Below are 25513 nucleotides of genomic sequence, written 5' to 3'. Positions count from 1 at the left end.
AGTGAACAAAACTATCCGATATCGAACGATACATGCTCAATATTTTCTTACGATACTCCATATTAGTACGGCAAGCGCCACGGCATTCGTGAGGGTTCTGATCATGTTGTATTTATTCCAGGGAATTTCAAATTCCTTCCTTTTGTTATTTAATTCCTGCAACGTTGCAGTGCTCATATCCCACTTATCCAGGGCTTCATTTAATGGAACATTGCCAAAAATCGTTACACCGAATACCCCCGCAACGTAGAGCATAGTCGCCGCCAGAAGCAGATAGAATGATAAGTCATATCCACCTGCTCTCGATGACATCCAGGTGCTTAAAGGCAACATTATCAGCGAACCCATGAAGCTCATAAAGAACCATGGATTTAGGATGGCCCGGTTGATACTTTGCATGGATCGTAAGTATTCCGCATCCGAGAGCTTGGCCAATCCAAGGTTTACAGAAATAGTATATGAATAGAAAGGCCGGCAATCAATGCCACCATGAACGTTGTAACGAACAATGAAATTTTAAATAGTAGCGCCATTTAGATCCGTTATTTTGCTTGCCAAAAGTACGGTGTCGCGCTGTTTAGAAATAGAAAAAAACCGACAAAAGCAAATGGATTTTATTTTTATCCGAGCCTTTAAAAACTCACCTGCATCACAAAGGAATTCCATGCAAATTGAGAAAAATAAGGCGTTGGCACTATAGAATTGACTTTGGCACTACACCTCGAAACCAAACTTTGGTTTTCTTTAGCCACCCTGCTTCTGAGTCAGGATTGTAAGATATCGTTGTGTTCCATGCATTCTCAGGTTTTATATCTTCCTGCATGGCATTGAACAAATCTTTGGCGATTTTTGGATCATAAATTATCGCCACACATTCGGTGTTCAGGTTTGCACTTCTTGGATCCAGATTAAAAGTACCAATAACGGCGATCTCATGATCAATTACAATCGACTTTGCATGCAGGCCGAAGATTGGTGTATAGTTTATTTTTTTTTGTAACGCTCCGGTCATTATCTTAAAGCGGCACGCCGCATCGGGTTTAAATTCATAAATATTAATACCAATATTTAGGAGTGTTTCCCTTTCCCTTCGATAACCACTGAAAGCTTCCAGATTATCTGTCGAGGATAAACTGTTCGTCAATATATTAACACGAACACCTCGCATCACTGCTTCGCGAAAAAGTTGTTGGCTTAATGCTGTGGTGATCAAATAAGGCGATTGAATGTCGATCGATGTCCTTGCTTTCTTTATAAGATTGATGAGTGAGTCGGTACAAACACCGCCACCTTGGAGTCCTTCATCGCCATTGTTTTTTCCCGGAAGGTCGGATACAAATGATATGTGATCCACCCAGACCAAGTCGCCTGATTCCACTATTTTTCGAAATGCAGCCGGCATCGCTTTTATCTTCTCACGTACCTGAGGCCAGAAGTTTTCCGAATTACAGGCGTATTGATGCAGGTAATCGTATTTTACTTCAGTGTTAAGATTGAAATCTTTCTCGTTGACAACCTGCGTAATTGGAACACTCAATTTGCTATCCCAGAATAGATTGAACGACTTTTGCACATCTCGTGATGTTTTTCCGATTAGCAAAACATCACGGTCTCTGAAATTATATTCGTGATCATAATCAAAATATTCATCTGCAATATTTCGCCCGCCGGTAATAACCACTTCGCCATCAACAATAAAGGTCTTATTATGCATGCGTTGATTAAATCCTGTAAAATTTGTCGTTAAGTTGTACAGCTTTTCCGAGAGGTTTTTCCCAATGTTAGCCGTGGGGTTATAGATTTTGATGGATAGGTTAGGGTGTGCGTCAAGAGCCAATAAATCGTCGGCATCAGCATCTACCATTACGTCATCAACGATGACACGTACATGAATGCCCCGGTCTGCCGCGCGGAGCAAATAGTCAGAAGCAATCAATCCAATGTTGTCCGCAGAAAATATGAAATATTGTATATCTAATGTTCTTTCAGCCGACTCGCACAACCATGCCCGCGAAATCATAGAAGCGTCACCTTCTTCCAATGTATAAACACCGGTCTTTGAAGACATCAATGTTGATAAGGATGCTAGTTGATGCGATAATGTTGAGGGAAGTTCAAGATGCATTTTAGCACAATAATCCTCTGAAATGGGAATGTATTTAGGCTGATCGGGAGAGCAACCAGAAACTATGAATATGATCCAAAGAATAGAAAAAGAAATCCCGATTACATTTCCGGAATATTTCGATAAAAAACTACGCATGTGCCAAATCTATTTTTCAATGGATTTAAGGTCTAAATATTCGCCAATTAAAATTGCTGCCGGGAAAAATATTTCTTCTTCAATAGCGGCATGGTCGTGAAGTTCTTCTTCAAATTTCAGAATCTCCGGATGATTCTCTTTTGCGCCCACTTGCTTTAAATCAGCCATGTAAGCTTTAATCATTTGATGCTCTGCATTCATATGTGTTAGTTGTGCTTTAAATTTCCGGATCAGGGGCAAAATGTCTTTGTGCTGTTCGTATGTATCCCCGCTAGCCAACAAAGGTAATAGCGACAAGGTAGGCAAAACGAAATCTTCCTCTTCGTCAAAATGATGTTGCAGAATTTCTTGAAGATTCCGTGCTACGATGCTGGTACTGTCGTCATACGAAGCGATCTCTTTAATCTGCGCGAGGAGATTGGTATGCTCTTTTTTGATAGCGGAGGGCACTTCCGGCTTTGATGGGAATTGGGTGATATAGTTCTCCTCCTTTTTCTGGCATTGGCTTATCCCGATAACAAACAGAAACGCGTATAAGAGGTGCTTCATTTCTTTTTAATTCAGAATGATAGTTATTCCTGTGGTACGGATATCCACGATCCTGTTAATTATGACGCGCCCCCGCCTAGTTCAATTCCTCAGGCTAGTCAGGTTTAGCACAACAACGGATTGGTAGTTGTATTGTAGTGCTAAAGAAATTATCCAGGCCTAGGCTATACGTTGTAATCTATTGGAAGCGATCTTTTCAGGGTTAGTGGCAGGCGTCAATTCTATTTCGCACATCAATCCTAAGAATCTTTCAACATCGTAGTACGCATTGTGCGCCGAAGGAGAGACCTTTGGCCAGATAAGATCAAATGCGTGATCTATCTGAGGCAACAGGTGCATTACGGTAGGAACACCCGCTTGCTTCAAAAGCGTTACGAAACGTAGACAAGCTTGTACAGGCGTGATCAAATCGTGTTCTCCCTGGATGAATAAAGTCGGCGGGCAGCCTGCATGCACATGGGTGACAGGAGAGAAGCGGAAATAGGGTTCAGGAAGTTCTTCCGGATGTCCTCCAAACATCGCTGCAAGCGTTCCTATCTCTGGAAAATCCTTGTCCATTCCCAATCGATGGGGGTCACCCAATATTTTCTGCACCCATTTGGGTATTGTGCCGGGTCCTTCCTTGTTTTTCTTACGCCTTACTGGTTTACGTGAAAGGAGGTGCTGGCCCGTATGATAATAAAGTGCTTTCAAATCAGGTGGCCCATACATTGCAATCACACTGTTTACACTCGTATCAATCTCTTCCAAATCACGCGGTGTGAATTCTTTATTTCGATGAGTATAAGCTGCAAGCAAAGCAATGTGGCCGCCGGCGGAACCTCCTCCAATTACAATCCGCGCGGGATTCACGCCATAGGCAGAGGCATTAGCTTTCATCCACGCAATAGCATGTTTCGCATCATGCACCATTCCCATCATATTGGTCTCCGGAAAAAGTCGATAAGCTACATCCATAATCACATGTCCTTGAGCAGCCAGGTGACGAAAGAATGTACGCGTGCCATAGTCCTTGTCGAGAAGATACCAGGCGCTGCCGTGAAGATAAACGAACGCCAAACCGGAACGACCGACAGTGTGGGAAGGCTCCCATACATCGCATAAAAGCTGACGCGTCGTACCTGGAATGGTATAAAATGGAATGTCTTTTTTTAAGAGTGGATCGACAACCACTGGAAGTCCAAAGCCCATTCTACTCATCAGAAAACTAGCCCGGCGCCCGCCATGGATGCGTGTTTCCCATCGGATACCAAAAGCTTGCGCGAAGCCTGTAACTACATCAGGAGATCGGGTAACTTTAATGATGTGAATGAAGAGCGTCAGCACACTGATACCACTCAATATACTGATCATCGGTGAACTGAAACTCACCCCGTATAAAAAACAGACCAATGCAGCAAACAATAAGATGGGGGATGGGGCGGTAACAAATACTTTCACAGCCCACCAAGCAGGCGTACTTGGTTGACGAATGCGAAAAAAGATTCGGAGACTCGCCAGTACTGTGATGACCGCCAACAACGTAATGAGAGGTTGCATGATGTGTTAAGAGTTTTTAATGCATATGGAATTTCACTATCAACAAAAACATCAGAGCATAGCGCGTGGGTTGTATGCCCGCCCTCACTGCCGGACATGACAAATTGTAAATCAAAGAGCTACCCTTTTGAGGCAGCTCTTCTTCTCTTCACCATTTACTGAAGCTCTCCCTTATCATTTGTTTTTATCCGCATGCGCTTGTCACCATTTTCCAGCATTAGCTTATACTGTTTCTTAGTTGACCAGCCTTTTTCATCATAATAACTTACTTTGTATACGTCCTTGGAGACGGACCAATTTGGAAATCTCTTTGCCACAGCTTCCATTACTTCTTTTGGTACAGCAACATTCTTATATCTTTCAGCCGTACGTAAAAGTTTCCCATCTTTGTTATAAGCCGCAAGAATTTTGCCTTCAGGAATATAAAAGGAGACTAAATAATTATCATACTCATCCTCGTAAAATTCAGCGCCTTTAATGTCATAAGCTGCAGCATACTGCTCGACCATATTTACAGGCTGGGCTGTTTCTTCCGGACTAATTGCATTGAGATACTTGTAGTTTGGAGCCGTTATTGTGATTTCGGGCAATACCTTTTGAGCGAAAGTCTGTAGTGTAGCAACCAAAACCGCTACGCTAACGAATGCGATTTTAAAAATAAAAGTTTTCATGTTATTTGAATTTTGGAGTTGTTATTTGATTTATGAAAGTAAAAGTGGTTAGCTCACGAGTAAAAAAAAATGACGTCCCTCAGTAAAAAACGACGATAGTTATCAGTTTTCAGAGCGACAATTTTCACTCTTTTAAAATAATAATCAGTTATGTCATTGCAAGATGAGGTTTAGCGGGAGCGATATAAACTGTAAAATTCAAGTGAGGGACACCAATTGGCTTGTAACATTCATCATGTGAATGGTGCAGACGCATGAAGAATGATTCCGATGTAAAGTTTTCTACTGTAACCTGTGTTAGAATCCAATTCTCATTATATTGAGCAGAAAGATATTTGGCATGAAGAAAACATACTTTCCATTGGCTTTGATAATTGTTGTAGTCGCGATGTTCGGATGTGATAAACTAAAAACAGCGCGTAAGACACTACCCCGAATTGCTATTGCCGGACTTGCTATTGAATCGAGTACCTTCTCTCCAGCACTTACTCATGAAGAAGCGTTTCATGCTAAGGTAGGTGACGATATTTTTTCTTCTTATGATTTTCTTGCAACTGACTCAATAGATTACAAACGGGCGAAATGGTTCCCCATTCTTATCGGCCGCGCATTACCGGGAGGTATTGTTACCCGTGAAGCTTATGAATCACTGATGAATAAAATGTTGGAAGGGCTAAAGAAAAATCTTCCTTACGACGGGTTGTTTTTTGACATTCATGGTGCGATGAGCGTTGTTGGGCTTGATGACCCGGAAGGCGACATGATCGTGCGGATACGCCAAGTAGTAGGTAAGGAAACTATCATCTCCACCTCCATGGATCTCCACGGAAATGTTTCATGGAGGTTAGCACAACACAGCGACCTTATCACTTGTTACCGCATGGCCCCTCATGAAGATGCGGTACAGTCGGACAAGCGTGCCGTGGATAATTTGTTGTCTCGCTTGGAAAGTGACAAAGGCAAACCTCCATACAAAGCGTATATTCCGGTACCCATCTTACTGCCCGGAGAAAAAACTAGTACCCGCGTAGATCCAGGAAAAAGTTTATATGCCAAGGTTGCCCCAGCAGCTGCGCAACCTGGTGTAATAGACGCAGCAATCTGGATTGGATATGCCTGGGCGGACGAACCGCGCAATCATGCGGTGGTAATGGTGACCGGCGATGACAAGGGTGCCGTAACGAATACCGCTGAAAAACTTGCCGAAAGTTTCTGGAATGTGCGAAATGACTTTGAATTTATTGCACCCGTTGCTCCGCTCAAAGAAAGTCTCGACATGGCTGTGGCCAGTAAGAAACATCCATTTATGATCAGCGATATGGGAGACAACCCCACGGCTGGAGGCGCGGGCGATGTTACGTATACATTGCAAGAGATATTGTCACGGCCCGAATTCAAGTCTGAAAAAGGTCCGTCGCTCATTTATGCATCTATCCCTGGCCCTGAGTTAGTTGAATCAGCGATTAAAGCAGGAGTGGGAGGAAAGGTCGATGAACATGCCGGGGCAGCAATTGACAATCGATACGCACCTCCTGTACGATTGGCAGGAGTTGTAAAATCAATCCAACATGGTGACGTTCATGCGGAAACGGAAGTAGTGGTTCAGATCGGTAGTGTACAGGTAATTGTAACGAAAAAGCGGAAGCCCTATCACAAAGAAATTGATTTTACCCGGTTGGGATTGAATCCGCGTAAAACAGATATCGTAGTCGTAAAACTTGGCTACCTGGTGCCTGAGTTGTATGACATGCGGGCGGACTGGGTTATGGCGCTGACACCAGGTGGCGTAGACCAGGATTTGCAACGCCTTCCCTTCAAACGTATTGTGCGACCAATGTTTCCTTTCGACAAAGAGATGGCGAACCCAGACCTGACGGCGAAGCTGGTACCTTCATCGGACGAATAGTTTTGGTAATTGACGGTGCTGTTTTAATTCATCGAATGGCTGATCAGTATTGGCGTTGATATTTGCAGATTCAACGTAAATGCACGTTCTGCATTTCTCACAAGCACCAATAGCAGTTTTTAAAATTTTACCAACGCTTTAACCTTGAGATATCGAATAAAACAAGTTGCAGGGACAAAATCAGACCCGTACACTGTATAAAAGTCTAGTGCATACTGCCTGCTAACTAAACCATTCAACGTATATGAAATCAAAATGCGTATGTATCTTTATCTTAATAACCTTACTATCAGGGCCAGCGACAGCTCAAAAATATTCGGAAGGAAAAATTGTGACTAACGATGGGGATACGGTTCACTGCAAGATAAAAATCGCGAAATGGGATATCAATCCCCGTAAGATTGTTACCATTCATAACGAGAAAACTAAAAGGTACTGGGCAACAGAAATCGCTTCGTTTGAAGCTGAAAACAGAACCTTCGTGAGTGCCAGAGTGAAGTTAGATGTTTCAAACCACCTTGATGGAACATTGGACTTGGAAGACTCTCAACCCAAGTTCGTCAATGACAGCATTTTTGCGGAGTTGATTATTCGGGGCACAAAGAATTTGTATCGATACAAATCGCCGGGTTTTAAGGAACATTTTCTAATTGCAGAAAATGATCAACCGCTTCAAGCCCTGATATATAAACGGTTTCATGTTTGGACAGTAGTTTCCGGAAAAATGTACAAGCAGGTCGTTTATAACGAAGAATATAAGAACCAACTCGAAACTTTTTTTTCCGACTGCCCAGCTTTTAAAGCAAAGATCGCGAGAACGGGGTACGAGATCGGACAATTGAGCAGCTTATTCGCACTTTATTATAATTGTTCGAAGTAATCTATCGGATGTAACAGATGTGTTTTAAAGCAAATGCAGAAAATATTTCATCAATCCACAGAATTATGTAGATACCTGCCTCCCCTTTGATGGCGAAATTTCCAAAGTGTCTCTTCATGGGAGAATTGATTTTCGGAAAATTATTCAAAGGTATCTTGGCAATCAGGTAAAAGCGTAGGCTAACGCTTACCTACAAGCGATTCTACCATAGGAACGTCAGGCTTTAATTGTGCGTCTACGATACCAAATGATCCAGCTTTGTAATTCCAGTTTGCATAAGCAATGCCGTTCTTTTCAAAAATAGCGACCATGTCATTGTACCAGGCCAGCTTATCTTTAACCGGACTCTTATTAATTACTCCAAATTCGCCGCAATACAACGGTAAGCCTAATGTTCTCGCAAGATGGATAGGCTTTTGCATCATATTTTCAAGGGTATCACGATTATAAATTCTTTGCTCTTCCTGCGTTTTACCACCCGCAACAATTTGGCCCGGATAATGAACCTCGCCTTGAAAATCTTTTAAATCTGTCCAGGATGCCTGGTAATGTGTCAGGTGAAATGGCTCGTAGAAATGAAAACTCAAGATAATATTTTTATCGCCTGCTGGAACCTTTAATTGGTCAAATGTATTTGCCGATTGCCAGCGGTTAGAGCCTATAACGAGTGTGCGTTCTGGTTCCCAAGCCCTGATGGAGTCTCTTACGCGACTGAGTAAACGGTTCCATTCTTCTGCGTCGTCTGCAACAGGTTCATTCATGAATTCATACGCTACCATAGCATTGGGCCATTCATCAACGGCACTTGAAAGATCTTTCCACAACGCAATTAATTTATCTTGTTCCAGGGGATCAGTCCATAATGGTTTTTCGTCTTCGTTAAAATGATGCGAACGCAAAATATGAAGGTCGAGCACTACACGAAGGCCGGCGTCACTACACCAGGTTAAACAATTTTTCAGGAGACTAAATGCATCGTCATTACGCTTTCCCGACTCGTCCCACAGTTGCTCTTCATCCACGGGCAACCGTATATGATCAAAGCCGGCTGAGTCTATAAATGCAATATCTTTCTGTGTAAAAAAAGCTGCTCGTTCTTCACCCCTTTTGTCGCTTTGAGACAGCCAGTGCGCAATGTTAGTTCCTCGTTGAATTTTGAAAGATTCGTCAGCATGGTTATCGTCCTCCAATTCTGTTGAATTTTTAGGACCACAAGACACCAGCGAAAGCATGAAAAGAATAAACAGTAGCTGGAATTTCATAATAGGATGTTTGAGATTCGACAATATACAGTCGTTAGCCAAAAAAAGAAATAGATATTATAAGTCGGTGTTTTTGGAAAGTGTCTTAAACAATTATCATTATAGACATTAGCTGTAATAACTATTTAAAGACGCGGCAAATAGGTCTATTAAATCCTTTCTATATACAGTAGTCTGCTGTGCGCTTTGCAGCTCAAGTCCATGATGTTCCTTCAACTTCGGAGATGAGGCTTTCGCCAAAATATTGAGCCGGCGTAAAATAACCTAGGCGTACAGGTGTAGAAATTATTTTACTCGCAATGAGCACGGAGGTTTTTGCGGTAAGAAGATAACCACTTATTGTTTTCAGCCTTGCTTCCTCGACGTTGCCCGAATTGTCGGATACGCGCCCCCATAAATAACTCTTTCCAGAATAGAGTTTCTGATCATCAGGACCAGCAGGTCTGGCATCCACTTTTTTTCGTAAATAGCTTTTGACCCAGGGCTTTCGCAAAAGCCAGGTAAACCACCTGCTCATTTTCGCAGCACGGATAGCGCTTTCTGGCTGGCCCGAATAAACTTCAATGTTTGGTATACCTGTACTTCTCCATGCAGTTGAAATATCGCCCCACGGGATACAGATCGCTTTCTTTTTGAAGTCTCCAAAGTCGATCTCCATTACCTTGTCGCCCAGGGCGACAGGAATAAGTTTACCGTGCTGCCGGATCATTCCGCCATCGCCCAATCCTTCGATCATCGTGCGTGCTGTGCCTCTGGAAATTCCACCTTTGGACATCGTAAAACCAAGTGTCAGATGAGTAGCCAAAGGCATCCGGGTCTTCAGGTGAACTGCAAGGCAATCGGAAGGCACAACATCAAAACCTGCACCAGGCATAACGAGTATGTTATGCGCTCGCGCCTGCGAATCGTATCCGGCGAGCAACTCAAATACTTTGTATTCACCGGTGATGTCGATGTAGTGCGTCCCTGTTTTCAAGCAGGCGTCGGCCATTTTTCTGGCTGTCATCTGAAAAGGGCCAGCACAATTAATTACCATTTTTCCTTTTCTCAAAAGATGCACTAAGGCCTCATCATCTTCAATATCAACATTCTCAAAAAGATAACCGGTAGCATCTGATTGTACCGTAAGTTTATTACTATTTCGGCCGGACAGCAATATGTTTAAACCTTTTGCCCTGCATTCGCCTACGATTAAGGTACCCGTGTACCCGTAGGAACCATAAATGATGATATCATACTGCCTCATGAAATAAATGTAAGGTGCGGGATGATGTAATGCAATCTGTTTGGTGAATAGATGATCTTATCACCCTGCCGCAGCGTATAGGTAAGCGATTGCTAAATGGAACTCGATAAAAATTAATGTAGAAGCGAAATCCGTTATCTAACTATAAAGTGCTTGAACTTATCATGTCGCCAGCTACCTGGCGACATGAAGGAAAATTGTGAAACAAAATTTATTACGATGTAACTATACGCAAATAACGCAGAGACGGCTGAATCAACCCGGCTAATGAAATTTACCTACGGTGCCTTTTGTGTTTTGGTACTGATATTCTTCACATTTGCCAACGTGACCGCATTATCCGCGCCATCCGCCTTGAGCTTTTCAATGACTTTTTTGGCCACATTATTTCCAAGTGTTAAGCCGGCATCATTGTCTGAACGAAAATGGATTCCTGCGTGAAAGCGTGATTCTGCTCCGTCGGCGGCAATCTTTTTAAACAACGCTTTTTCGGATGGGAAAAAGTAAGGAAATAGTTCGCCTATAACACCACTCATCATGGCATGTCCAGAGGGATACCCTGGGAACGGCGGACTTTGCATCAATGGTTTGTAAGTAGAATCATACTGATCTGGCCTTATTCCCCAATAAGCATACTTGGCGTCCCAACAGGCTGTAAAGGCGTCGTAGTATGCCACATTCGTCGCAGCATAAACTCTTGCAGCGCGTGGTGGATTCATGTGTAAATTATATTCGAAAATCTTTTTAGTTAGCAAATCTTCTCCTGTCGGTTGTGATGCATAGTGAAATGCATTCGCACGCGAATAGAATGTGTGTTTGAAATTCTTTAGCTCCTCCATTTCCTTAGCGAAATCAGGTGGCGGCCCCGGTCGAAATTGACTTGCACTATCGAGCACCACTGTTTTGTTAAACCCAGCGGTAGGTAACATTGGATCTTTACCATTCCATAGGCCCGGTTTCTGCGGAATTTTTCCATCAAATTTCTTTTTGGTAATGAAGTCTTTTGTTTGCGTGATTTCCATTGCGGCTATACGCTTACCAAGTTCAAACCCAGCGCGTGTATCGCTTGGAAAAGCCGTTCCGGCAGCAATCCGTGATGCCATCAACTGTTGGGCCATACGGTTGACCGAATCGGTCAGGGCGGGATAGAAGTGTGAAATCAGCGCGACCGCGACTCCCGCCGCGACGGAGTGCTCGCACGGATAGGAAGGGCTTTCGGGCCTTGCGCTATAAAGCTTTATGTTGCCGTGGGCAGCAAAGGGACGAGGGCGATTATACGCATACTTCGTATCCCACGCTGCAATGGTAGCATCGTAAATGGCTGTACCGATCAACATATTCGCCAACGCTCCGTTGCCAGTAATATCGGTCATCCATAATTTAAATACCATGTTGTACCACCAATACCCTGGAGCTCCTGCATTCCAGTGTACGACGCTTTGCATGCCGGCAGAATCCAGGGAGCGCTGTGCTAAAAGGACCTGCGCTATTTCATCTTTGTATGAAGGGGGTGGGGGCAACCGATACGTTTTACCGGGAGGGGTGAACCACGTTTTCCAACGGCCAGCACCAGGCTCTACTTGTGCCGATACATGAAGAGTGATCAATACCATGATCACAGGAATAAGTAAACTCTTTTTCATATACTTAGTATTTTTATACAAGCATACGGATGGAAGCAACACACACTAACGAGATGTCAACAAACAGCAAGGTCATGTCAACAAACAGCGGTTTTATGTCAACGCGTCATTGGTGCGGGATAGTCCAATCTGGTTATCTGAAATGATATGTGCTTTAATATTTTTTAATTGACATTTTCATGCGTTTCGTAGACCTCGATGCCAAGTCCGTATGGTGTATCATAAAACTGGGCATTATTTTAACGACATTTATGTACCAATAGCAGGATGAATATTCCCATCGACAGAGAGCGGTTTAAAGTTTACTTACGGATCGGAGCATTTTACTTAGGGCTGACGGTATTAGGAGATCTATTCCAAAGCCAGCCTTTTTTTGCAGTGATATTGAATAATAGTTGGCTGATCATTTATCTTATTGTCCTCAATTACATATTCTACGAACGTATCCTTCCCCTTATCAAGTTTACATGGAAAAAAATCCTGATTACCCCTTTGATAATATTTGTACTCCTGATGGCGTGGTCATTTGGATTTTATGGTTGGCGATCGTTGGGCGTCGCGTTCCACCTCTACACGCCTTTTAAGGATTATACATCGGTATCAAATGGAGTTGAGGCTTATGTTCCTATGAGCTTTTTTTCTGTTTTCTTTTTTGGGATTGGCATACACCGCCATGACTACCGGAAATTAAAATTGACTGCACAGCAACTGCGCATTGAAAAACAGGAAGCAGAATTAAATTATCTTAAATCGCAAACAAATCCCCATTTCTTATTCAATACGCTGAACAATATTTATTCGTTGGCCAGAGATAAGTCGGACCTTGCCCCGGAATCGATTTTGCGCCTTTCGAAAATATTAAGATTTATGTTGTATGAAGCTGGTGGAGAATACATCGCGATCGAACAGGAACTCAAAATTATGAATGACTACATCGCCTTGGAACAATTGCGTTATGATGAAACCTTACGGGTAAATTTCAACTATGACATTGAAGATATGAAACAAGCCATACCTCCCTTGTTGTTGATACCACTGGCAGAAAATGCTTTTAAGCATGGTGTTTCAGAAACAAGAAACAAACCCTTTGTTGATATTCATCTTTCCTTGAAGCACAGACAATTATTATTTGTTGTTAAAAATTCTGCCGAATCTTCTTCATCTGATCAGCGTGTGAAAGAGAACATCGGTTTGGCAAATCTTAGGCGTCAGCTTGAATTACTGTACACTGATTACAATTTATCGCTTCACCCTAGTGATGGCGTATTTACAGCTTCCTTAAAAATTAATCTGGCAAGCCATGTCTAGCATTACCTGTATTATCGTCGAAGATGAACCCTTGGCTGCAAAGGTCTTGACAGAATATATTGAGCAGGTTCCTTTCCTGGAATTGAAAGGAGCATTCAAAGATGCGCTGCTCGCAACGGATTACTTGCGAGACAATTCAGTGGACTTGATCTTCCTGGATATCCATCTACCGAAATTAAAAGGGATGGCTTTCCTGAAAACGCTTAGCCATCCACCCGCTGTTATCATTACCACCGCCTATCATCAATACGCTGTAGAAGGATTTAACCTGAATGTAACCGATTACCTATTAAAGCCATTTGAATTTGAACGGTTCCTGGTTGCCGTCAATAAAATTAAACCCGCATTGCTAAATCAGGCCGAGGACTCGACGACTAAGGTTGATGATGTGCGTGATTATCTTTTTCTGAACGTTCAGAAAAAGAAAGTAAGAATTTTATTTTCTGATATTCTTTACATCGAAAGTCAACGTGAGTATGTCAAGATCGTTACAATAAAAAAAGAATATCTGTCCAAGATCAGTACACATGAAATTGAGTCACTGTTACCTCTCAATCTCTTTAAGCGGATTCACCGGTCTTTTATTGTATCGATAAAAAAGATTGAATCGTATACCTCGGAAGAAGTAGAAGTCAATGGTGTCTGCATTCCTGTTGGCCGAGACTACCGACATGTTTTAGAGAAATTATAGTTTACGATTTTCATCCTGATATGTTCTAAAAAATATTTCCTGACTAATTTGTAGAACAAATACAGAAGCTTTCTATATTTCCTATGGAAATTGGAAGCTATGCTTGAAACACGTTTAGGAGATTTTGAGGAAGTAATCATGTTAATGATTGGTATCCTGGAAGCTGAAGATGCCTATTCATTTCGCATTGTACAGGAATTTAAATCACAAACCGGAAGGACCGTATCCATAGGTGCTGCTCACGCAACCCTGGATCGACTGGAAACAAAAGGCTTTTTACGTTCGGAGATCAGGGAAGGTTCTGCCACACGGGGCGGGCGCCGCAAAAGAATTTATGCAATTACAGCCCTGGGCAAACGAGTGCTGAAAGAATCTATGGAATTCAAGGTTACGCTGTGGAAACAGTACCCCGCTTTTGCCGGGAAATTTAACATGAGCTTTTAATGTGAAAAACACGGATTCACCTCCCAGACTGCCGCTTCGTATTCTCCGCATTTTCATCCGTACGGAACTGATGGATGAAGTGACCGGAGATTTGAAAGAATTGTATGACATGAGCCGCCTTACCCGGTCACGTTTTATTTGCCGGCTAATAATCTGGTACGAAGTCATTCACTATCTGCGACCGTTCGCTTTGCGAAAAACTAAATTCATTTTTGTAAATCCTTATTGTATGTATAAAAGCTATTTCAAAACGTCCCTCCGTGGCATGTTCAAAAACAAACTGCATACCTTCATTAACATTACGGGACTTTCAGTAGCTATGGCGACCGTTCTGATTATTGTAATGTGGGTTGGCAATGAGTTAGCTTACGAAAAGAATTTCAAAAATTATCAGCGTATTGGCCAAGTTCTCCAAAACGTTACAAATAATGGTTATGTGCAAACGTGGAATTCGATACCCTATCCGTTGGCTGATGAGGTCCGCAAGAATTATGGAAGCGACTTCGTTCATGTGGTACTTACCAGTGGAAAGTATCCGCACTTGCTCGCAAGTGAAACAAAGAAATTGAATAAATCCGGCCTCTATGCAGAGCCTGATTTTACGACAATGTTGACGCTAAGCATGCTTGCCGGTTCAGCCGATGCAATTAAAGATCCCTCGTCTGTTCTGCTATCGGCTTCTACTGCAAATGCCTACTTTGGTGAAGCTGATCCAATAGGACAGATCATGACCATTGATCGCGAGTTCACCGTAAAAGTTGCAGGAGTTTACGAAGACATTCCAACCAACTCCATTTTTTCGGATATGCATTTCATTGCTGCCTGGGATTTGCTCTTCAATGGTACGGGATGGATCAAGCACATGGAGGATCCATGGAGACCTAACGCATTTTCTCTTTACGTACAGTTGGCAGATCACGCAACGTTCGAGGAGGCATCAGCCAAGATCAAAGATGCTAAACTCAAAAAAGTAAGCGAAGCCCTTGCTAAAAAGAAGCCCGAATTGTTTATCCACCCGATGAGCCAATGGCATTTGTACGACAAATTTGAAAATGGAAAATTGGTGGGGGGCAGAATTCAGTATGTACGGCTTTTCGGAATTGTAGGTTCCTTCGTGTTGCTGATGGCTTGTATCAACTTTATGAACTTAAGCACTGCCCAATCGGAAAAACGTGCCAAGGAAGTTGGGATCCGCAAAGCGATTGGATCTATAAGAAGTCAGCTGGTAGCCCAATTTTTCAGTGAATCTATCCTCACAGCTTTTTTTTCTCTAGCCTTGGCGTTATTGCTGATGCAACTTATGATGCCCTTCTTCAACGCAGTGGCTGGTAAAAACATGTCGATGCAATGGAATAACGTTTTATGGTGGCTGATTGGCATAATTTTCACCATTGTCATTGGTCTCATCGCCGGCAGTTATCCTGCGCTTTATTTATCATCCATAAGTGCAGGCAAAGCGATTAAAGGGGTGCACAAAGGAGGGCATCATGCCATTCCGCGTAAAGTGTTGGTCACGGTGCAGTTTACCGTTTCGGTCGTGCTGATGGTTGGTACGGCAGTGGTGTTTCTGCAAATCAAGCATGCCAAGGATAGACCGGTTGGTTATTCTGCCAATGGTCTCATCGCGGTACCACCGATGTCACCTGATATCCACAAGCATTTTGACGTTGTAAAATCTGAATTGGTCAAGAGCGGTGCAATCGTGGCAATGGCGGAAGCTGTGTCGCCTACAACAGAACAGTGGTCGAGCAGTAGCCAGTTTGACTGGAAGGGTAAGGACCCGGATCTCTCTGTCGACTTTCCGACATACGGCGTTTCCCATGACTATGGGGAAACCATAGGGTGGGAAATTAAAGGGGGCCGGGATTTTTCACGAGACAGGTTGTCCGATTCTACAGCTTTAATTTTGAATGAGTCTGCCGTCGCATACATGGGTTTAAAAAACCCTATCGGGGAAACTATACGATGGGGTGGCCAGGCTTTTGAGGTTATCGGAGTGATCGGCGATATTGTTGTTAGGTCGCCTTACGAACCTGTAAGCCCTACCATTTATTTCCTGAGCACTTCCGAGGAGAATTTTCTCATCATGCGGATCAATCCTACATTCGCAACAACGGCAGCCTTAGATAAAATTGAGACAGTCTGTAAAAAATACAATGCAGATATCCCGTTCACCTACGAATTTACTGATGAAGCGTATGCCAGGAAATTCGGTAATGAAGAGCGCGTGGGTACACTGGCAACTATCTTTGCTACATTGGCGATTTTGATCAGCTGTCTGGGAATTTTTGGTCTATCATCCTTTATGGCCGAGCAGCGTACAAAAGAAATCGGTGTGCGCAAAGTACTGGGTGCATCACTGTTTGACCTATGGCGCCTGATGTCAAAGGATTTCGTCCTTCTCGTTTTAATATCATGCGTCATCGCAGTCCCCACAGCATATACGATACTCTCATCCTGGTTAGAAAATTTTCAATACCGACTAGGTATACCGTGGTGGACATTTCTTTTGGCAACATTTGGAACGTTGTTCATCACCATGCTTACAGTAAGCTGGCATACGATCAGTGTGGCGCGTGTTAACCCTGTGAAGAGTCTCCGGGCGGAGTAGGTTTATGTTGAGCCCTAACGCCAATCGATTGCTCGCACTGGTAACAGTTGTTAGATCTATGATTATTGACAACAGAGGCACAAAATTTTTAATGGATATTTATTTTTTATATTGGCGGTCTGTACCGTATACACCAAGTTGAAGATGAAAAATCAAGAACCAATTAACCGCCGCAGATTTATCCACAGCTCATGTGCAATAATGTCAGCTTCTCTTATAACACTTCCTGGTTTTAATTCCTCAGCAGCATCGAACAAGTATAAAATGGGTCTACAGCTGTTCACCGTGCGCGCAGCGATGGCCAGCGATCTCACTGGCACATTAAAACAGATTGCGTCGTTGGGATATGAAGATCTTGAAACTTATGGTTACAACGGTGACGAGAGGATGTACTACGGTTTAAAAGCATCCGCCTTCAAACAACTTCTTGACGATAACCACCTAACAACGTCCAGCGGTCACTACGATCTTTTTCGTTATTTGGATACACCAGCAGATGCATTGGAGCGATATGTGGATCAGTGTATCGAAGGTGCTCATGCTATCGGTCAACGATACATCACGTGGCCGTGGTTAATGCCCGAATCACGCACATTGGAAAAATTCAAATTGCTCACAAGCAAACTAAACAGCGTTGGTGAACAAGTCACGAAAGCAGGACTGGGATTTGCATATCACAATCATGATTTTGAATTCGCCGATCACGGCGGGCAGAATGGATACGATATTATTATGCAGGAAACAGATCCGGCACTTGTTAAATTACAAGTCGATCTTTACTGGGTAATGCATTCTTCAAAGCTCACCCCTGCGGAGTTGTTCAGCAAACAACCAGGACGCTTTGTTATGTGGCATATCAAAGATATGGATAAAGTGAGCAGGGATTACACAGAGCTGGGCAACGGTTCCATCGATTATACGGTAATCCTTCCCGAAGCTTCTCGTGCAGGGATGCAGTTGTATTTCCTGGAGCAAGGTGGAAACTTTGCCAAAGACCCGATTCAAAGTATTACCGATAGTGCGCATTTCTTCAAAAAGAATCTTGAGCGGTATTTGTAGGAAATGTCTTTAGCCCAAACCGTTAGGGGAAAGTTTATCGTCTAAACTTAACTTCGCGAGGCATAATAAAGGTGTAGGGGTGTTCTTTATTCAAGTTTTCATACATCGGAATAAAAAAATAAAATTCTTTATGGAATTTGGTCTTACGCTGCATCTTCCGTAAAAACATCACCAATGAAACACTTATCATTAAGCATTCCCCATGCATGCTCGGAAAATTGGAACAGCTTTACAGCGCGAGCTCAGGGTGGATTCTGCGCCTCCTGCAACAAAACGGTTATTGACTTTACCAATATGAACGATGAAGAAATATTTGGCTATTTTACCACCAATGCTACTCAAACCTGCGGGCGGTTCCGACCTCAACAACTAAAAGCATATCAACAACAGGTGCTGCCTAAAATTCGCCCGGGTCTTACCTTGCTTAAGGCCGGGGTGCTGAGCCTGTTGTTTGTTTTTGTCAGCAAGCAAGGATCTGCCAATCTTCCACCGGCAAAAACAAATACAGAGATACACTGTCAAGGCAAGCAATTCAATGAAAGCACACCAATAATTGCAGACGATTATACAATAAGAGGTGTGGTGACGGATCCATACGACAATCAACCGGTAGCAGGGGTTAACATTCTGTTGAAGGGAACCAACGTTGGAGCAACCACAGATATTAACGGTCAATTTGAGTTCCCTCAAAAGTTAAAAGAGGGAGACGTATTGATCTTTAGTTTTATCGGATACGATACACAAGAATATCGTGTGGTTAAGAGCGAGTCGAAGGTATTGGAAGTCAAGATAACACTTGAGTACGTTCACTTGATGGGTGAAGTAAATGTTGATAGCGCCTACACAGAAACTACTTCTGGCATTCTTCGATGGTGGAAAAAAGTTAAGAATCTCTTCTGATCATTTTATGGAGAAACAATTTAAGACTCCTTTACTGTTCTTAATTATCATCGCGTATTCATTCACGCTGAGTGCGCAAGTCCAGGATTTCAGTGAAGCAGATTTTAGCAAAGCCGACAGCATTGCAGCGTTGTATCCTCAGCATTCGCTTCAAGACCTCCCGCTGCTGGCCGACAAACTGACAAGAACACTTCCTACCGAGGTCGAAAAATTCAGGTCGATCTACTCCTGGATCTGCACGAATATTGACAATGACTATGGTCTATACGTAGAAAATAAGCGCGTCCGTGAAAAACTTAAAGATATTAAAGCGCTTGACGCATGGAATAGGAAGTTTGGGAAGCGGGTATTCCATACGTTAATGACGGATCGAAAGACCGTTTGTTCGGGATATGCCTACCTGGTTAAGGAATTAGCATTGCATGCCGGACTTAATTGTGAAGTCATCGATGGTTACGGAAGGACCGCACACGCTAATGTGCGGGGACAAGCTACCGCGAATCATACCTGGAATGCCATACAACTTGATGGCCACTGGTTTTTATGCGACGCAACATGGTCGAGCGGTTCGATTGATGCCACACTGAAGCGTTTTATTAAGAAGTACGACGACAGTTATTTTCTAGCAGATCCTTCCTTGTTTGTAAGAAGTCATTATCCGTTGGATTCATCGTGGCTGTTATTGGGTGAGAAACCCACAATACAAGCTTTCTTAAATGGGCCGCTTATTTACCGAGGCGCCTTTCGCTATAACATTAACCCACAATTTCCCGAAACATTCGACGTGGCTGGCAAAAAAGGGGAACCGATTTCATTTCGCTTTGCAAAGCAGGGTAATGATAAATTTGAAAATGTAACCTTACAGTTCATTCGCGCTGGTCAATCAAACGTGGTGGTTCCCACGGTATCCCATTCCGACGATGGCGTATACAACATCGATCATGTTTTCGCATCGAAGGGAACACACATCGTGCACCTGCTCCTGAATGATGAGTATATAGTTAGTTATTCGGTCAAGATTGAATAAGTAATTTTATCATGCGACCGGATTTCGTGTAATCCACTACCTCCCATACGATCTCCCCAACAGATGTACATCACATGTATCTGTTACACCTTTTAATCGTATGTTGACCGGCTCATTGGAGAACTCAGGATTCTTCAACATCTTAAAAATCTCCGATGACACAATGAAATTGTTGTTGAGCTCTTTCGTCGCTGCCTGTATCCTTGAAGCCACATTCACAGGATAGCCCATTACCACAAAATGATCCTTCGATCCAAGATGTAGGCTGCCGGTTGCAACTTTTCCAACATGTACACCAATCCCAATATCTATGCGTTGATGGAGGTTTTGTTCAAAAGATTCCGAGTTTAGTTTTTCGAGGGTCTTCAATATGGCCATGCCGGCGTTTACCGAATCATTCACTGCCCGGCTCACATCACTGTTAAAGCCAAAAGCAGCATAAAACCCATCACCGGAAGTTTCGATGATCTGACCATGATGCACCCGGATGATATTATGAAACGTTGAAAAAAGTTTTTTGACAAGGTGTATAACATCAAAAGCGTGGTGTTTCTCGGCAAGGGGTGTAAAATTACGGATGTCCAGGAAAAAAAGCGCCATCTCTTTTTCTGAATCTGCCTCTTGTATCCATAAATCCCATCGTGGAGCAGCGGAGGTAGCCGGCCGCACATTCTTCCGGCCGCGTTTACTAATATTTTTCCGTACGGAGCGAGACGTGTTATTGCTGAACAATGTAAGCTGTTGCATGGCTTTGTTGATTTTGATATGCTTCAAAGGAACAAACACTCGGTGACAACCCCCTGTCAGTAACAAAACGCAATGACCTGTTTTTTTTGTAAATTTTTGCTAAATCTCAAGGCTGTTCCAGGTTGGGCTTTCGTACCAAAATCCTCGTGAACAAACCCCGTTATGGATCGTTTTCCTTTAATAACCACTAAAATAAAAACACCATGGAAAAGCAAAGCAAAAACCAAAAAAGCAAATCCGTGAAGGCAGTTCCCGAGGGAATGCACACGGTTACTCCATTCCTGGTTGTGGATGGTGCCAATGAACTTATTCGGTTTATCGAGCAGTCATTTGATGGAAAAACAACAGCGATCATGAAAACACAAGACGGCAAGGTAATGCATGCCAGTATTCAGGTCGGTGATTCACAAATTATGGTCAGTGACGCTACCGAGAAATATCCCGCTGGAACCTGTAGACTATACTTGTATGTTGACAATGTTGACGACACATACAAGAAAGCCTTAAATGCCAATGGTACTTCGTTACGGGAGCCTGTTGACGAGTTTTACGGTGATCGTTCCTCCGGCGTCAAAGACAATTGGGGAAATGAATGGTGGATTGCAACTCACGTTGAAGATGTAGACGACGAAGAAATGGAAAAACGCGCAAGACAATTCAGAGAAGGTGTTACAGCTTAACAGCAATTCTCATAAATGAAAAGCCATCATTCCCGGTGGCTTTTTTAGTCACCTCGCTAAACTCAGTTATCATAATAGATTTATAACTCTTGGTCAGTTAGATCGAATGTCACCAGAGAACTGCCTCCTAAAACATGATCAAGTCGTTGATTGATTCAAAAATGATGATCATGTTTTTTGCTTTTTCTTTTTTGCTGAAGGAAACAATACGTTGTTCAATATAAGCCTGTATCCTGGTGAGTTCGGGTGTTGGTTGAGGTCCGTAGGTTCCCTCCAACGACCTGGAGTTCCTTCCGGGTCATGCCCGCTATAAAAAGTCCAGTGTCCCCGGCCCAATTCTCCATAGATGTATCTGACATTATTGAGCCGTCTGTTCTCCGCCAATACCAGTACAGCGGGTTTTACAACGTACTTGCTAAATGCTGTGGTTTGTCCGATAAACTCCCGGATGGCGTGCTCATGGTTCTGCGTTAGCAGGGACGGGATGATGTCCCACTTTGCGGAAAATTGGAAAAGGCTAAAAAAGTCGTTGCTGCGTTGCCAGTAATCTCCCCAGCCAGTATTGATATCAGAAAACCGCCGACTGTACCCGGGCTCCATTGTAAAATTCTCAAAGGCGAGTGTCTTCGAGAAGTCGAGTTTCGACTGGGCATCCGGATCCACCTCATCACCATCGTACATCGTCTCGCTGATATCTACGCCGTCTGCGGCCAATGCAATGTCAAACGTTTCGGCACCAGAGCACATTGCGAAAAGATAGCCACCGCCGGCGCAGAATCCTTTTATTTTTTTGGCTACGTCCAACTTCATCGCCGTTACATTAGCATACCCCAGTTTACTGGCAGTAATTTTTTGAAGGTCTGCTTCCAGCTGAGACTCCGGTCTAAGGTGCCGCCCTGCCTGGCCAGTAAAATCTTCATGATGCAAGTGAAGCCAGTCATATTTAACCAATTGTTCTCCAACAACTTCTTCGTCGTAAATAATGGTATAAGGTATCTCGGCATAATCCAGCACGGTAATAACTGCATCCGTTTCATCTTTCAGGAACTCGCCTTTGGGAGAATAAACAGCAATGCGCGGGGACTTTTCAAGCCGCACAACATTCATGTTTACTGCAGGAGATTCAATTTCTGTCAGGATAGCATTAACGGCTGCACTAGACAAAACTTCAAATGAAATACCCCGAACGACACACTCGGAGTGAATGTATTGCTCGTATGGAAAGAGAAAACTTCCGCCACGGTAATTCAACAGCCAATCTAGATAGCCACCCCGTTGCAGTGCGTCAAAAGCTAGGCCATACGATTTCAGATGATTCTTCTGAGCCTCGTCCATCGGAATAAGGATAGCGTTGGCAATACAAGCTTGGACCGAGGCCAGCAGAAAAACAGCAAGGAGAGACGCGCGGAACTTTTTCATACAGCACGGGGTAGGTCTTTACTAAAGATGCAAATCTTTTTAAGGAAATTCAACGAAAATGTGATGGGCGTTGCACGGTAACTGAATGAGGTAAGCCCGCATGACAGAAGGAAAAGTAACTACGGTGCGCCAAAAGAAAATGCGTAACGACGCGTGCGGATTCTCAGGTCCGTGCATCTCCTTCATTTCGAAATCCTCATCTCTGAACCCTTAAGCCTGGCTTATAATAATTTTTATAACCCAAAAGTCTCGCAGTCGGAGCAACCGTAAAGCGGATAGCGCGTTGCAAACCAATGGGTGGTCCAGCAATCCATGTATCCATGTCATTGCCGTATACCGACATCTGCAGCGTAAGCCTGAGCAAGCTGATATCTTTTCCCATCTCGTCAATTACAGGATACAGTTGCTTTAAATAGTAAGCGAACTTTGTCGGAAAACTTTTTCTACCATCCTGGTTTTCAACGATTACAATGTGATCGGATTCATTAAAGGGTTTATGCGCCGTTCCTTTTGGGATCAATACCGATTCACCAGCCCTGATCAACTTGTGTTCACCATTAATAAGAACGCTCAGCACGCCTTCCTTTACTGTGAATGTTTCATCAAACTCCGTATGAACATGTTCAGGCGGGCCAGGTGCATGGGGTTGAATCACCAGGCGTGAATCAAGCCATTCACCTTCCACTGATACAACTGTTTGATTAAAACCTTCCGCAACACTGTTTAATTGGTCCCCCGGTTTAAAATAACTTGCATAGTCAATTTTTTCCAAGGGGAATAAGTAATGATGAAGGACGATACTAATGGCCAGGTAGCCGGTAATGATAATGGCAGGGACGAGAAACATGGTTCTAGTTTTCATTTGTTTTGATTTTATGATGCAAAGAAATTATCGTGAGGTGAGTGTTGATTGGAAAAAATGAACATCGAAAAAAATTCTTTCAATGTTCTCAATGCTTTTTTGCATGACTAGTCTCTTGACTAAAAACTGATAAAAAATGAGCGCTGTTGGCAGACAACCTTTTAGAACGTAAATCCGTTTGCCACACGAAAGCTGGCCCGTATGGAAATAGCCTTCCAAAACATCTCACACCATTTACACCCATTTGTTGCTGCTGTTTGGGCTTCCCAAGGCCAAGAGGAAATACGCAGCGAAAGAATCGTGCCCGATGGTGGCAGTTGCTTGATTTTTAATTTTGGCGGTGCCGTTAGTATAACGCGTACAAATGGGGCTCTTGCTACTTGGAAAAATAATTTTTTCGCGGGCCCTGCAACTTCGTATTTGGATTTGAAGTACCACGGAAACTTCGAGCAGGTCGGTGTTATTTTCAAACCCTTTGGAGCATTTCACCTGATGAAGATTCCTATGTCTGAATTTATAGATTCCGAGTTTGAACTGGATGTTATTAACAAACAGAAATTTCAGAAAATCTCCGATGAAATGGCCAGCACCGAATGCCTTCATCGGCGATTAAGCATGTTATGCAATTGGCTAGAGGCCGCTTTTGCCCAAGCAAGTGAAGAATCGTGTATTCCAGCTGTTACCTCCTTATTACAACAACCAGATGAAATTTCAGTAAAAGAAATTGCAGGTCAAATAGGACGATCACAGCAACACATCGCCCGGTTATTCAATAAGCATGTGGGCGTCAGTCCTAAAAAGCTGCAGCGAATTTTTCGCTTTCAAAAAGTATTAAGATCATTAAGCAACCAGCCATGCGAGTTTCTTACGACGACAGCTTATCAATATAATTACTTTGACCAACCCCATTTTAACAATGAGATTCGATCGTTTTCAGGATTTACACCATCTCAGTTGACAAAACAAAATGTGCTAGGGAGCTTCAGGGTAATTCGGTGAGGACTATCGGATACGGAAGAGAAGGGAAATTTGCGAAGTGGCGATGCAGTTTTACCCAATAGCTTCAATTCTGCTAAAGCCTGCTTCAGCGCGTGTCTCGAAACTTGTTCAGCATTGAAGAAAGGCATTTGAGCTCATTCGAAGTTCGACATCCGATATTCCATGTTATTAGTCGAATCACAGAACAACGAACATCGAACATCGAAGCAGCGCAAAATTCTATGCATGTACGCCCTCGGCTAATTCTTCCAAAAGTTTTTTATTGAAGGCTTTCAGATCTTTTGGCGAGCGGCTTGTAACCAGACCATGATCTACAACGACCTCTTCATCTACCCAGTTGACACCCGCATTGATCAAATCTGTTTTAATGGCGGGGTAAGAAGTCATCTTTTTCCCTTCGATCATTTCCGTTTCAATCAATGTCTGAGGACCATGACAAATGGCTGCAACAGGTTTGCCATGCTCCAAAAAGTGTTTTACAAACGTAATTGCTTTCTGATTCGTCCTGAGTTTATCGGGATTGAGTACACCGCCCGGCAGCATTAATCCATCATAGCTTTCGGGATTTGCCTTATCGAGTGTAACATCTACCGGAACGGTAATACCCCAATTGTCCACATCCCATGCTTTCACCTCTTTTGACTGAGGAGACACTATCTCTACCTTTACCCCAGCCTTTTCCATTGCGTCTTTCGGGCTGGTCAATTCGGACTGCTCAAAGCCATTCTCTGTGAGAATAGCGACCTTCATGTTTTTTAAATCTGGCATAAATAGTTTGTTTAGTTTAAAGGTTAACAACTGGAAATG

23 protein-coding genes are annotated in these 25513 nt (G+C 43.1%); 11 read left to right on the top strand and 12 right to left on the bottom strand.

The window, feature by feature from the left end; translation table 11 throughout:
* Nucleotides 1-36: 36 nt before the first annotated feature.
* The 5 genes from P2W71_RS15740 to P2W71_RS15720 form a co-directional block, all read right to left on the bottom strand.
* A complete protein-coding gene (locus tag P2W71_RS15740) occupies nucleotides 37-399 on the bottom strand; it encodes a DUF1772 domain-containing protein (RefSeq protein WP_346659963.1) in 363 nt (120 codons plus the stop codon).
* Nucleotides 400-694: 295 nt separating this feature from the next.
* The gene (locus tag P2W71_RS15735) at nucleotides 695-2263 is read right to left on the bottom strand and encodes a phospholipase D family protein (protein ID WP_276372233.1); all 1569 of its coding nucleotides are present in this window, start codon (nucleotides 2261-2263) and stop codon (nucleotides 695-697) included.
* A gap of 9 nt (nucleotides 2264-2272) precedes the next feature.
* Nucleotides 2273-2812 carry a hemerythrin domain-containing protein gene (locus tag P2W71_RS15730; RefSeq protein WP_276372232.1) on the bottom strand — a complete coding sequence of 180 codons (540 nt, stop codon included), beginning with the start codon at nucleotides 2810-2812 and terminating at the stop codon, nucleotides 2273-2275.
* A gap of 159 nt (nucleotides 2813-2971) precedes the next feature.
* The gene (locus P2W71_RS15725; protein WP_276372231.1) at nucleotides 2972-4351 is read right to left on the bottom strand and encodes an alpha/beta hydrolase; all 1380 of its coding nucleotides are present in this window, start codon (nucleotides 4349-4351) and stop codon (nucleotides 2972-2974) included.
* Nucleotides 4352-4506: 155 nt separating this feature from the next.
* Entirely contained in the window at nucleotides 4507-5022 is a 516-nt protein-coding gene (locus P2W71_RS15720; protein ID WP_276372229.1) for a nicotinate-nucleotide adenylyltransferase, read from the bottom strand.
* Between the two features lie 388 nt (nucleotides 5023-5410).
* Between P2W71_RS15720 and P2W71_RS15715 the strand changes: the two genes are divergently transcribed.
* On the top strand, nucleotides 5411-6928 hold the full coding sequence (locus P2W71_RS15715; protein WP_276372466.1) for a M81 family metallopeptidase: 1518 nt from the start codon (nucleotides 5411-5413) through the stop codon (nucleotides 6926-6928).
* Between the two features lie 244 nt (nucleotides 6929-7172).
* Entirely contained in the window at nucleotides 7173-7808 is a 636-nt protein-coding gene (locus P2W71_RS15710) for a hypothetical protein (protein ID WP_276372228.1), read from the top strand.
* A 179-nt stretch (nucleotides 7809-7987) separates the two neighbouring features.
* Here P2W71_RS15710 and P2W71_RS15705 read toward each other — a convergent pair whose 3' ends face one another.
* The 3 genes from P2W71_RS15705 to P2W71_RS15695 all read right to left on the bottom strand — a co-directional run bounded on the left by P2W71_RS15705 (nucleotide 7988) and on the right by P2W71_RS15695 (nucleotide 11959).
* Nucleotides 7988-9070: a glycoside hydrolase family 5 protein gene (locus P2W71_RS15705; protein WP_276372227.1), complete on the bottom strand. Its 1083-nt coding sequence runs from the start codon at nucleotides 9068-9070 to the stop codon at nucleotides 7988-7990.
* Between the two features lie 193 nt (nucleotides 9071-9263).
* On the bottom strand, nucleotides 9264-10316 hold the full coding sequence (locus tag P2W71_RS15700) for a saccharopine dehydrogenase NADP-binding domain-containing protein (RefSeq protein ID WP_276372226.1): 1053 nt from the start codon (nucleotides 10314-10316) through the stop codon (nucleotides 9264-9266).
* A 278-nt stretch (nucleotides 10317-10594) separates the two neighbouring features.
* Nucleotides 10595-11959: a phosphatase PAP2 family protein gene (locus tag P2W71_RS15695; RefSeq protein ID WP_276372225.1), complete on the bottom strand. Its 1365-nt coding sequence runs from the start codon at nucleotides 11957-11959 to the stop codon at nucleotides 10595-10597.
* Between the two features lie 267 nt (nucleotides 11960-12226).
* Between P2W71_RS15695 and P2W71_RS15690 the strand changes: the two genes are divergently transcribed.
* The 7 genes from P2W71_RS15690 (at nucleotide 12227) to P2W71_RS15660 (ending at nucleotide 19999) form a co-directional block, all read left to right on the top strand.
* The gene (locus P2W71_RS15690) at nucleotides 12227-13267 is read left to right on the top strand and encodes a histidine kinase (protein ID WP_276372224.1); all 1041 of its coding nucleotides are present in this window, start codon (nucleotides 12227-12229) and stop codon (nucleotides 13265-13267) included.
* Nucleotides 13260-13958 carry a LytTR family DNA-binding domain-containing protein gene (locus P2W71_RS15685; RefSeq protein ID WP_276372222.1) on the top strand — a complete coding sequence of 233 codons (699 nt, stop codon included), beginning with the start codon at nucleotides 13260-13262 and terminating at the stop codon, nucleotides 13956-13958. The genes P2W71_RS15690 and P2W71_RS15685 overlap by 8 nt, the downstream gene beginning before the upstream one ends.
* 99 nt (nucleotides 13959-14057) lie before the next feature.
* Nucleotides 14058-14402, top strand: a complete 345-nt coding sequence (locus P2W71_RS15680; protein ID WP_276372221.1) for a helix-turn-helix transcriptional regulator — start codon at nucleotides 14058-14060, stop codon at nucleotides 14400-14402.
* A 1-nt stretch (nucleotide 14403) separates the two neighbouring features.
* Nucleotides 14404-17013: an ABC transporter permease gene (locus tag P2W71_RS15675; protein WP_276372220.1), complete on the top strand. Its 2610-nt coding sequence runs from the start codon at nucleotides 14404-14406 to the stop codon at nucleotides 17011-17013.
* A gap of 144 nt (nucleotides 17014-17157) precedes the next feature.
* Nucleotides 17158-18072: a sugar phosphate isomerase/epimerase gene (locus P2W71_RS15670; protein WP_276372219.1), complete on the top strand. Its 915-nt coding sequence runs from the start codon at nucleotides 17158-17160 to the stop codon at nucleotides 18070-18072.
* Nucleotides 18073-18246: 174 nt separating this feature from the next.
* Nucleotides 18247-18972, top strand: coding sequence for a carboxypeptidase-like regulatory domain-containing protein (locus P2W71_RS15665; protein WP_276372218.1), 726 nt, complete (start codon nucleotides 18247-18249; stop codon nucleotides 18970-18972).
* Between the two features lie 7 nt (nucleotides 18973-18979).
* Complete coding sequence (locus tag P2W71_RS15660) at nucleotides 18980-19999, top strand: transglutaminase domain-containing protein (RefSeq protein WP_276372217.1); 1020 nt, start codon at nucleotides 18980-18982, stop codon at nucleotides 19997-19999.
* Nucleotides 20000-20035: 36 nt separating this feature from the next.
* On the opposite strand, the gene P2W71_RS15655 is transcribed toward P2W71_RS15660, so the two are convergent.
* Nucleotides 20036-20746, bottom strand: a complete 711-nt coding sequence (locus P2W71_RS15655) for an adenylate/guanylate cyclase domain-containing protein (protein WP_276372216.1) — start codon at nucleotides 20744-20746, stop codon at nucleotides 20036-20038.
* Nucleotides 20747-20949: 203 nt separating this feature from the next.
* Here P2W71_RS15655 and P2W71_RS15650 point away from each other — a divergent pair, with 203 nt between their 5' ends.
* Entirely contained in the window at nucleotides 20950-21426 is a 477-nt protein-coding gene (locus tag P2W71_RS15650; RefSeq protein WP_276372215.1) for a VOC family protein, read from the top strand.
* A gap of 168 nt (nucleotides 21427-21594) precedes the next feature.
* On the opposite strand, the gene P2W71_RS15645 is transcribed toward P2W71_RS15650, so the two are convergent.
* Nucleotides 21595-22845 (bottom strand): asparagine synthetase B, encoded by a 1251-nt coding sequence (locus P2W71_RS15645; RefSeq protein ID WP_276372214.1) that lies wholly within the window; start codon nucleotides 22843-22845, stop codon nucleotides 21595-21597.
* Nucleotides 22846-23041: 196 nt separating this feature from the next.
* A complete protein-coding gene (locus tag P2W71_RS15640) occupies nucleotides 23042-23707 on the bottom strand; it encodes a cupin domain-containing protein (protein WP_276372213.1) in 666 nt (221 codons plus the stop codon).
* Between the two features lie 201 nt (nucleotides 23708-23908).
* Between P2W71_RS15640 and P2W71_RS15635 the strand changes: the two genes are divergently transcribed.
* Nucleotides 23909-24706: a DUF6597 domain-containing transcriptional factor gene (locus P2W71_RS15635; protein ID WP_276372212.1), complete on the top strand. Its 798-nt coding sequence runs from the start codon at nucleotides 23909-23911 to the stop codon at nucleotides 24704-24706.
* A 219-nt stretch (nucleotides 24707-24925) separates the two neighbouring features.
* On the opposite strand, the gene P2W71_RS15630 is transcribed toward P2W71_RS15635, so the two are convergent.
* Complete coding sequence (locus P2W71_RS15630) at nucleotides 24926-25474, bottom strand: type 1 glutamine amidotransferase domain-containing protein (protein ID WP_276372211.1); 549 nt, start codon at nucleotides 25472-25474, stop codon at nucleotides 24926-24928.
* Between the last annotated feature and the right edge of the window lie 39 nt (nucleotides 25475-25513).

The organism is Chryseolinea sp. H1M3-3 (assembly GCF_029360725.1).
GTDB lineage: Bacteria > Bacteroidota > Bacteroidia > Cytophagales > Cyclobacteriaceae > Chryseolinea.
This window is presented reverse-complemented; position numbering and strand designations above follow the sequence as displayed.

What these genes read in the sequence shown, in the direction of transcription:
- P2W71_RS15740 (WP_346659963.1), bottom strand. Translation starts at nt 399, where the DNA reads ATGCAAAGTATCAACCGGGCCATCCTAAATCCATGGTTCTTTATGAGC.
- P2W71_RS15685 (WP_276372222.1), top strand. Translation starts at nt 13,260, where the DNA reads ATGTCTAGCATTACCTGTATTATCGTCGAAGATGAACCCTTGGCTGCA.
- P2W71_RS15635 (WP_276372212.1), top strand. Translation starts at nt 23,909, where the DNA reads ATGGAAATAGCCTTCCAAAACATCTCACACCATTTACACCCATTTGTT.
- P2W71_RS15630 (WP_276372211.1), bottom strand. Translation starts at nt 25,474, where the DNA reads ATGCCAGATTTAAAAAACATGAAGGTCGCTATTCTCACAGAGAATGGC.
- P2W71_RS15735 (WP_276372233.1), bottom strand. Translation starts at nt 2,263, where the DNA reads ATGCGTAGTTTTTTATCGAAATATTCCGGAAATGTAATCGGGATTTCT.
- P2W71_RS15655 (WP_276372216.1), bottom strand. Translation starts at nt 20,746, where the DNA reads ATGCAACAGCTTACATTGTTCAGCAATAACACGTCTCGCTCCGTACGG.
- P2W71_RS15645 (WP_276372214.1), bottom strand. Translation starts at nt 22,845, where the DNA reads ATGAAAAAGTTCCGCGCGTCTCTCCTTGCTGTTTTTCTGCTGGCCTCG.
- P2W71_RS15720 (WP_276372229.1), bottom strand. Translation starts at nt 5,022, where the DNA reads ATGAAAACTTTTATTTTTAAAATCGCATTCGTTAGCGTAGCGGTTTTG.
- P2W71_RS15650 (WP_276372215.1), top strand. Translation starts at nt 20,950, where the DNA reads ATGGAAAAGCAAAGCAAAAACCAAAAAAGCAAATCCGTGAAGGCAGTT.
- P2W71_RS15640 (WP_276372213.1), bottom strand. Translation starts at nt 23,707, where the DNA reads ATGAAAACTAGAACCATGTTTCTCGTCCCTGCCATTATCATTACCGGC.
- P2W71_RS15705 (WP_276372227.1), bottom strand. Translation starts at nt 9,070, where the DNA reads ATGAAATTCCAGCTACTGTTTATTCTTTTCATGCTTTCGCTGGTGTCT.
- P2W71_RS15715 (WP_276372466.1), top strand. Translation starts at nt 5,411, where the DNA reads ATGTTCGGATGTGATAAACTAAAAACAGCGCGTAAGACACTACCCCGA.
- P2W71_RS15665 (WP_276372218.1), top strand. Translation starts at nt 18,247, where the DNA reads ATGAAACACTTATCATTAAGCATTCCCCATGCATGCTCGGAAAATTGG.
- P2W71_RS15690 (WP_276372224.1), top strand. Translation starts at nt 12,227, where the DNA reads ATGAATATTCCCATCGACAGAGAGCGGTTTAAAGTTTACTTACGGATC.
- P2W71_RS15680 (WP_276372221.1), top strand. Translation starts at nt 14,058, where the DNA reads ATGCTTGAAACACGTTTAGGAGATTTTGAGGAAGTAATCATGTTAATG.
- P2W71_RS15695 (WP_276372225.1), bottom strand. Translation starts at nt 11,959, where the DNA reads ATGAAAAAGAGTTTACTTATTCCTGTGATCATGGTATTGATCACTCTT.
- P2W71_RS15700 (WP_276372226.1), bottom strand. Translation starts at nt 10,316, where the DNA reads ATGAGGCAGTATGATATCATCATTTATGGTTCCTACGGGTACACGGGT.
- P2W71_RS15710 (WP_276372228.1), top strand. Translation starts at nt 7,173, where the DNA reads ATGAAATCAAAATGCGTATGTATCTTTATCTTAATAACCTTACTATCA.
- P2W71_RS15670 (WP_276372219.1), top strand. Translation starts at nt 17,158, where the DNA reads ATGAAAAATCAAGAACCAATTAACCGCCGCAGATTTATCCACAGCTCA.
- P2W71_RS15730 (WP_276372232.1), bottom strand. Translation starts at nt 2,812, where the DNA reads ATGAAGCACCTCTTATACGCGTTTCTGTTTGTTATCGGGATAAGCCAA.
- P2W71_RS15725 (WP_276372231.1), bottom strand. Translation starts at nt 4,351, where the DNA reads ATGCAACCTCTCATTACGTTGTTGGCGGTCATCACAGTACTGGCGAGT.
- P2W71_RS15660 (WP_276372217.1), top strand. Translation starts at nt 18,980, where the DNA reads ATGGAGAAACAATTTAAGACTCCTTTACTGTTCTTAATTATCATCGCG.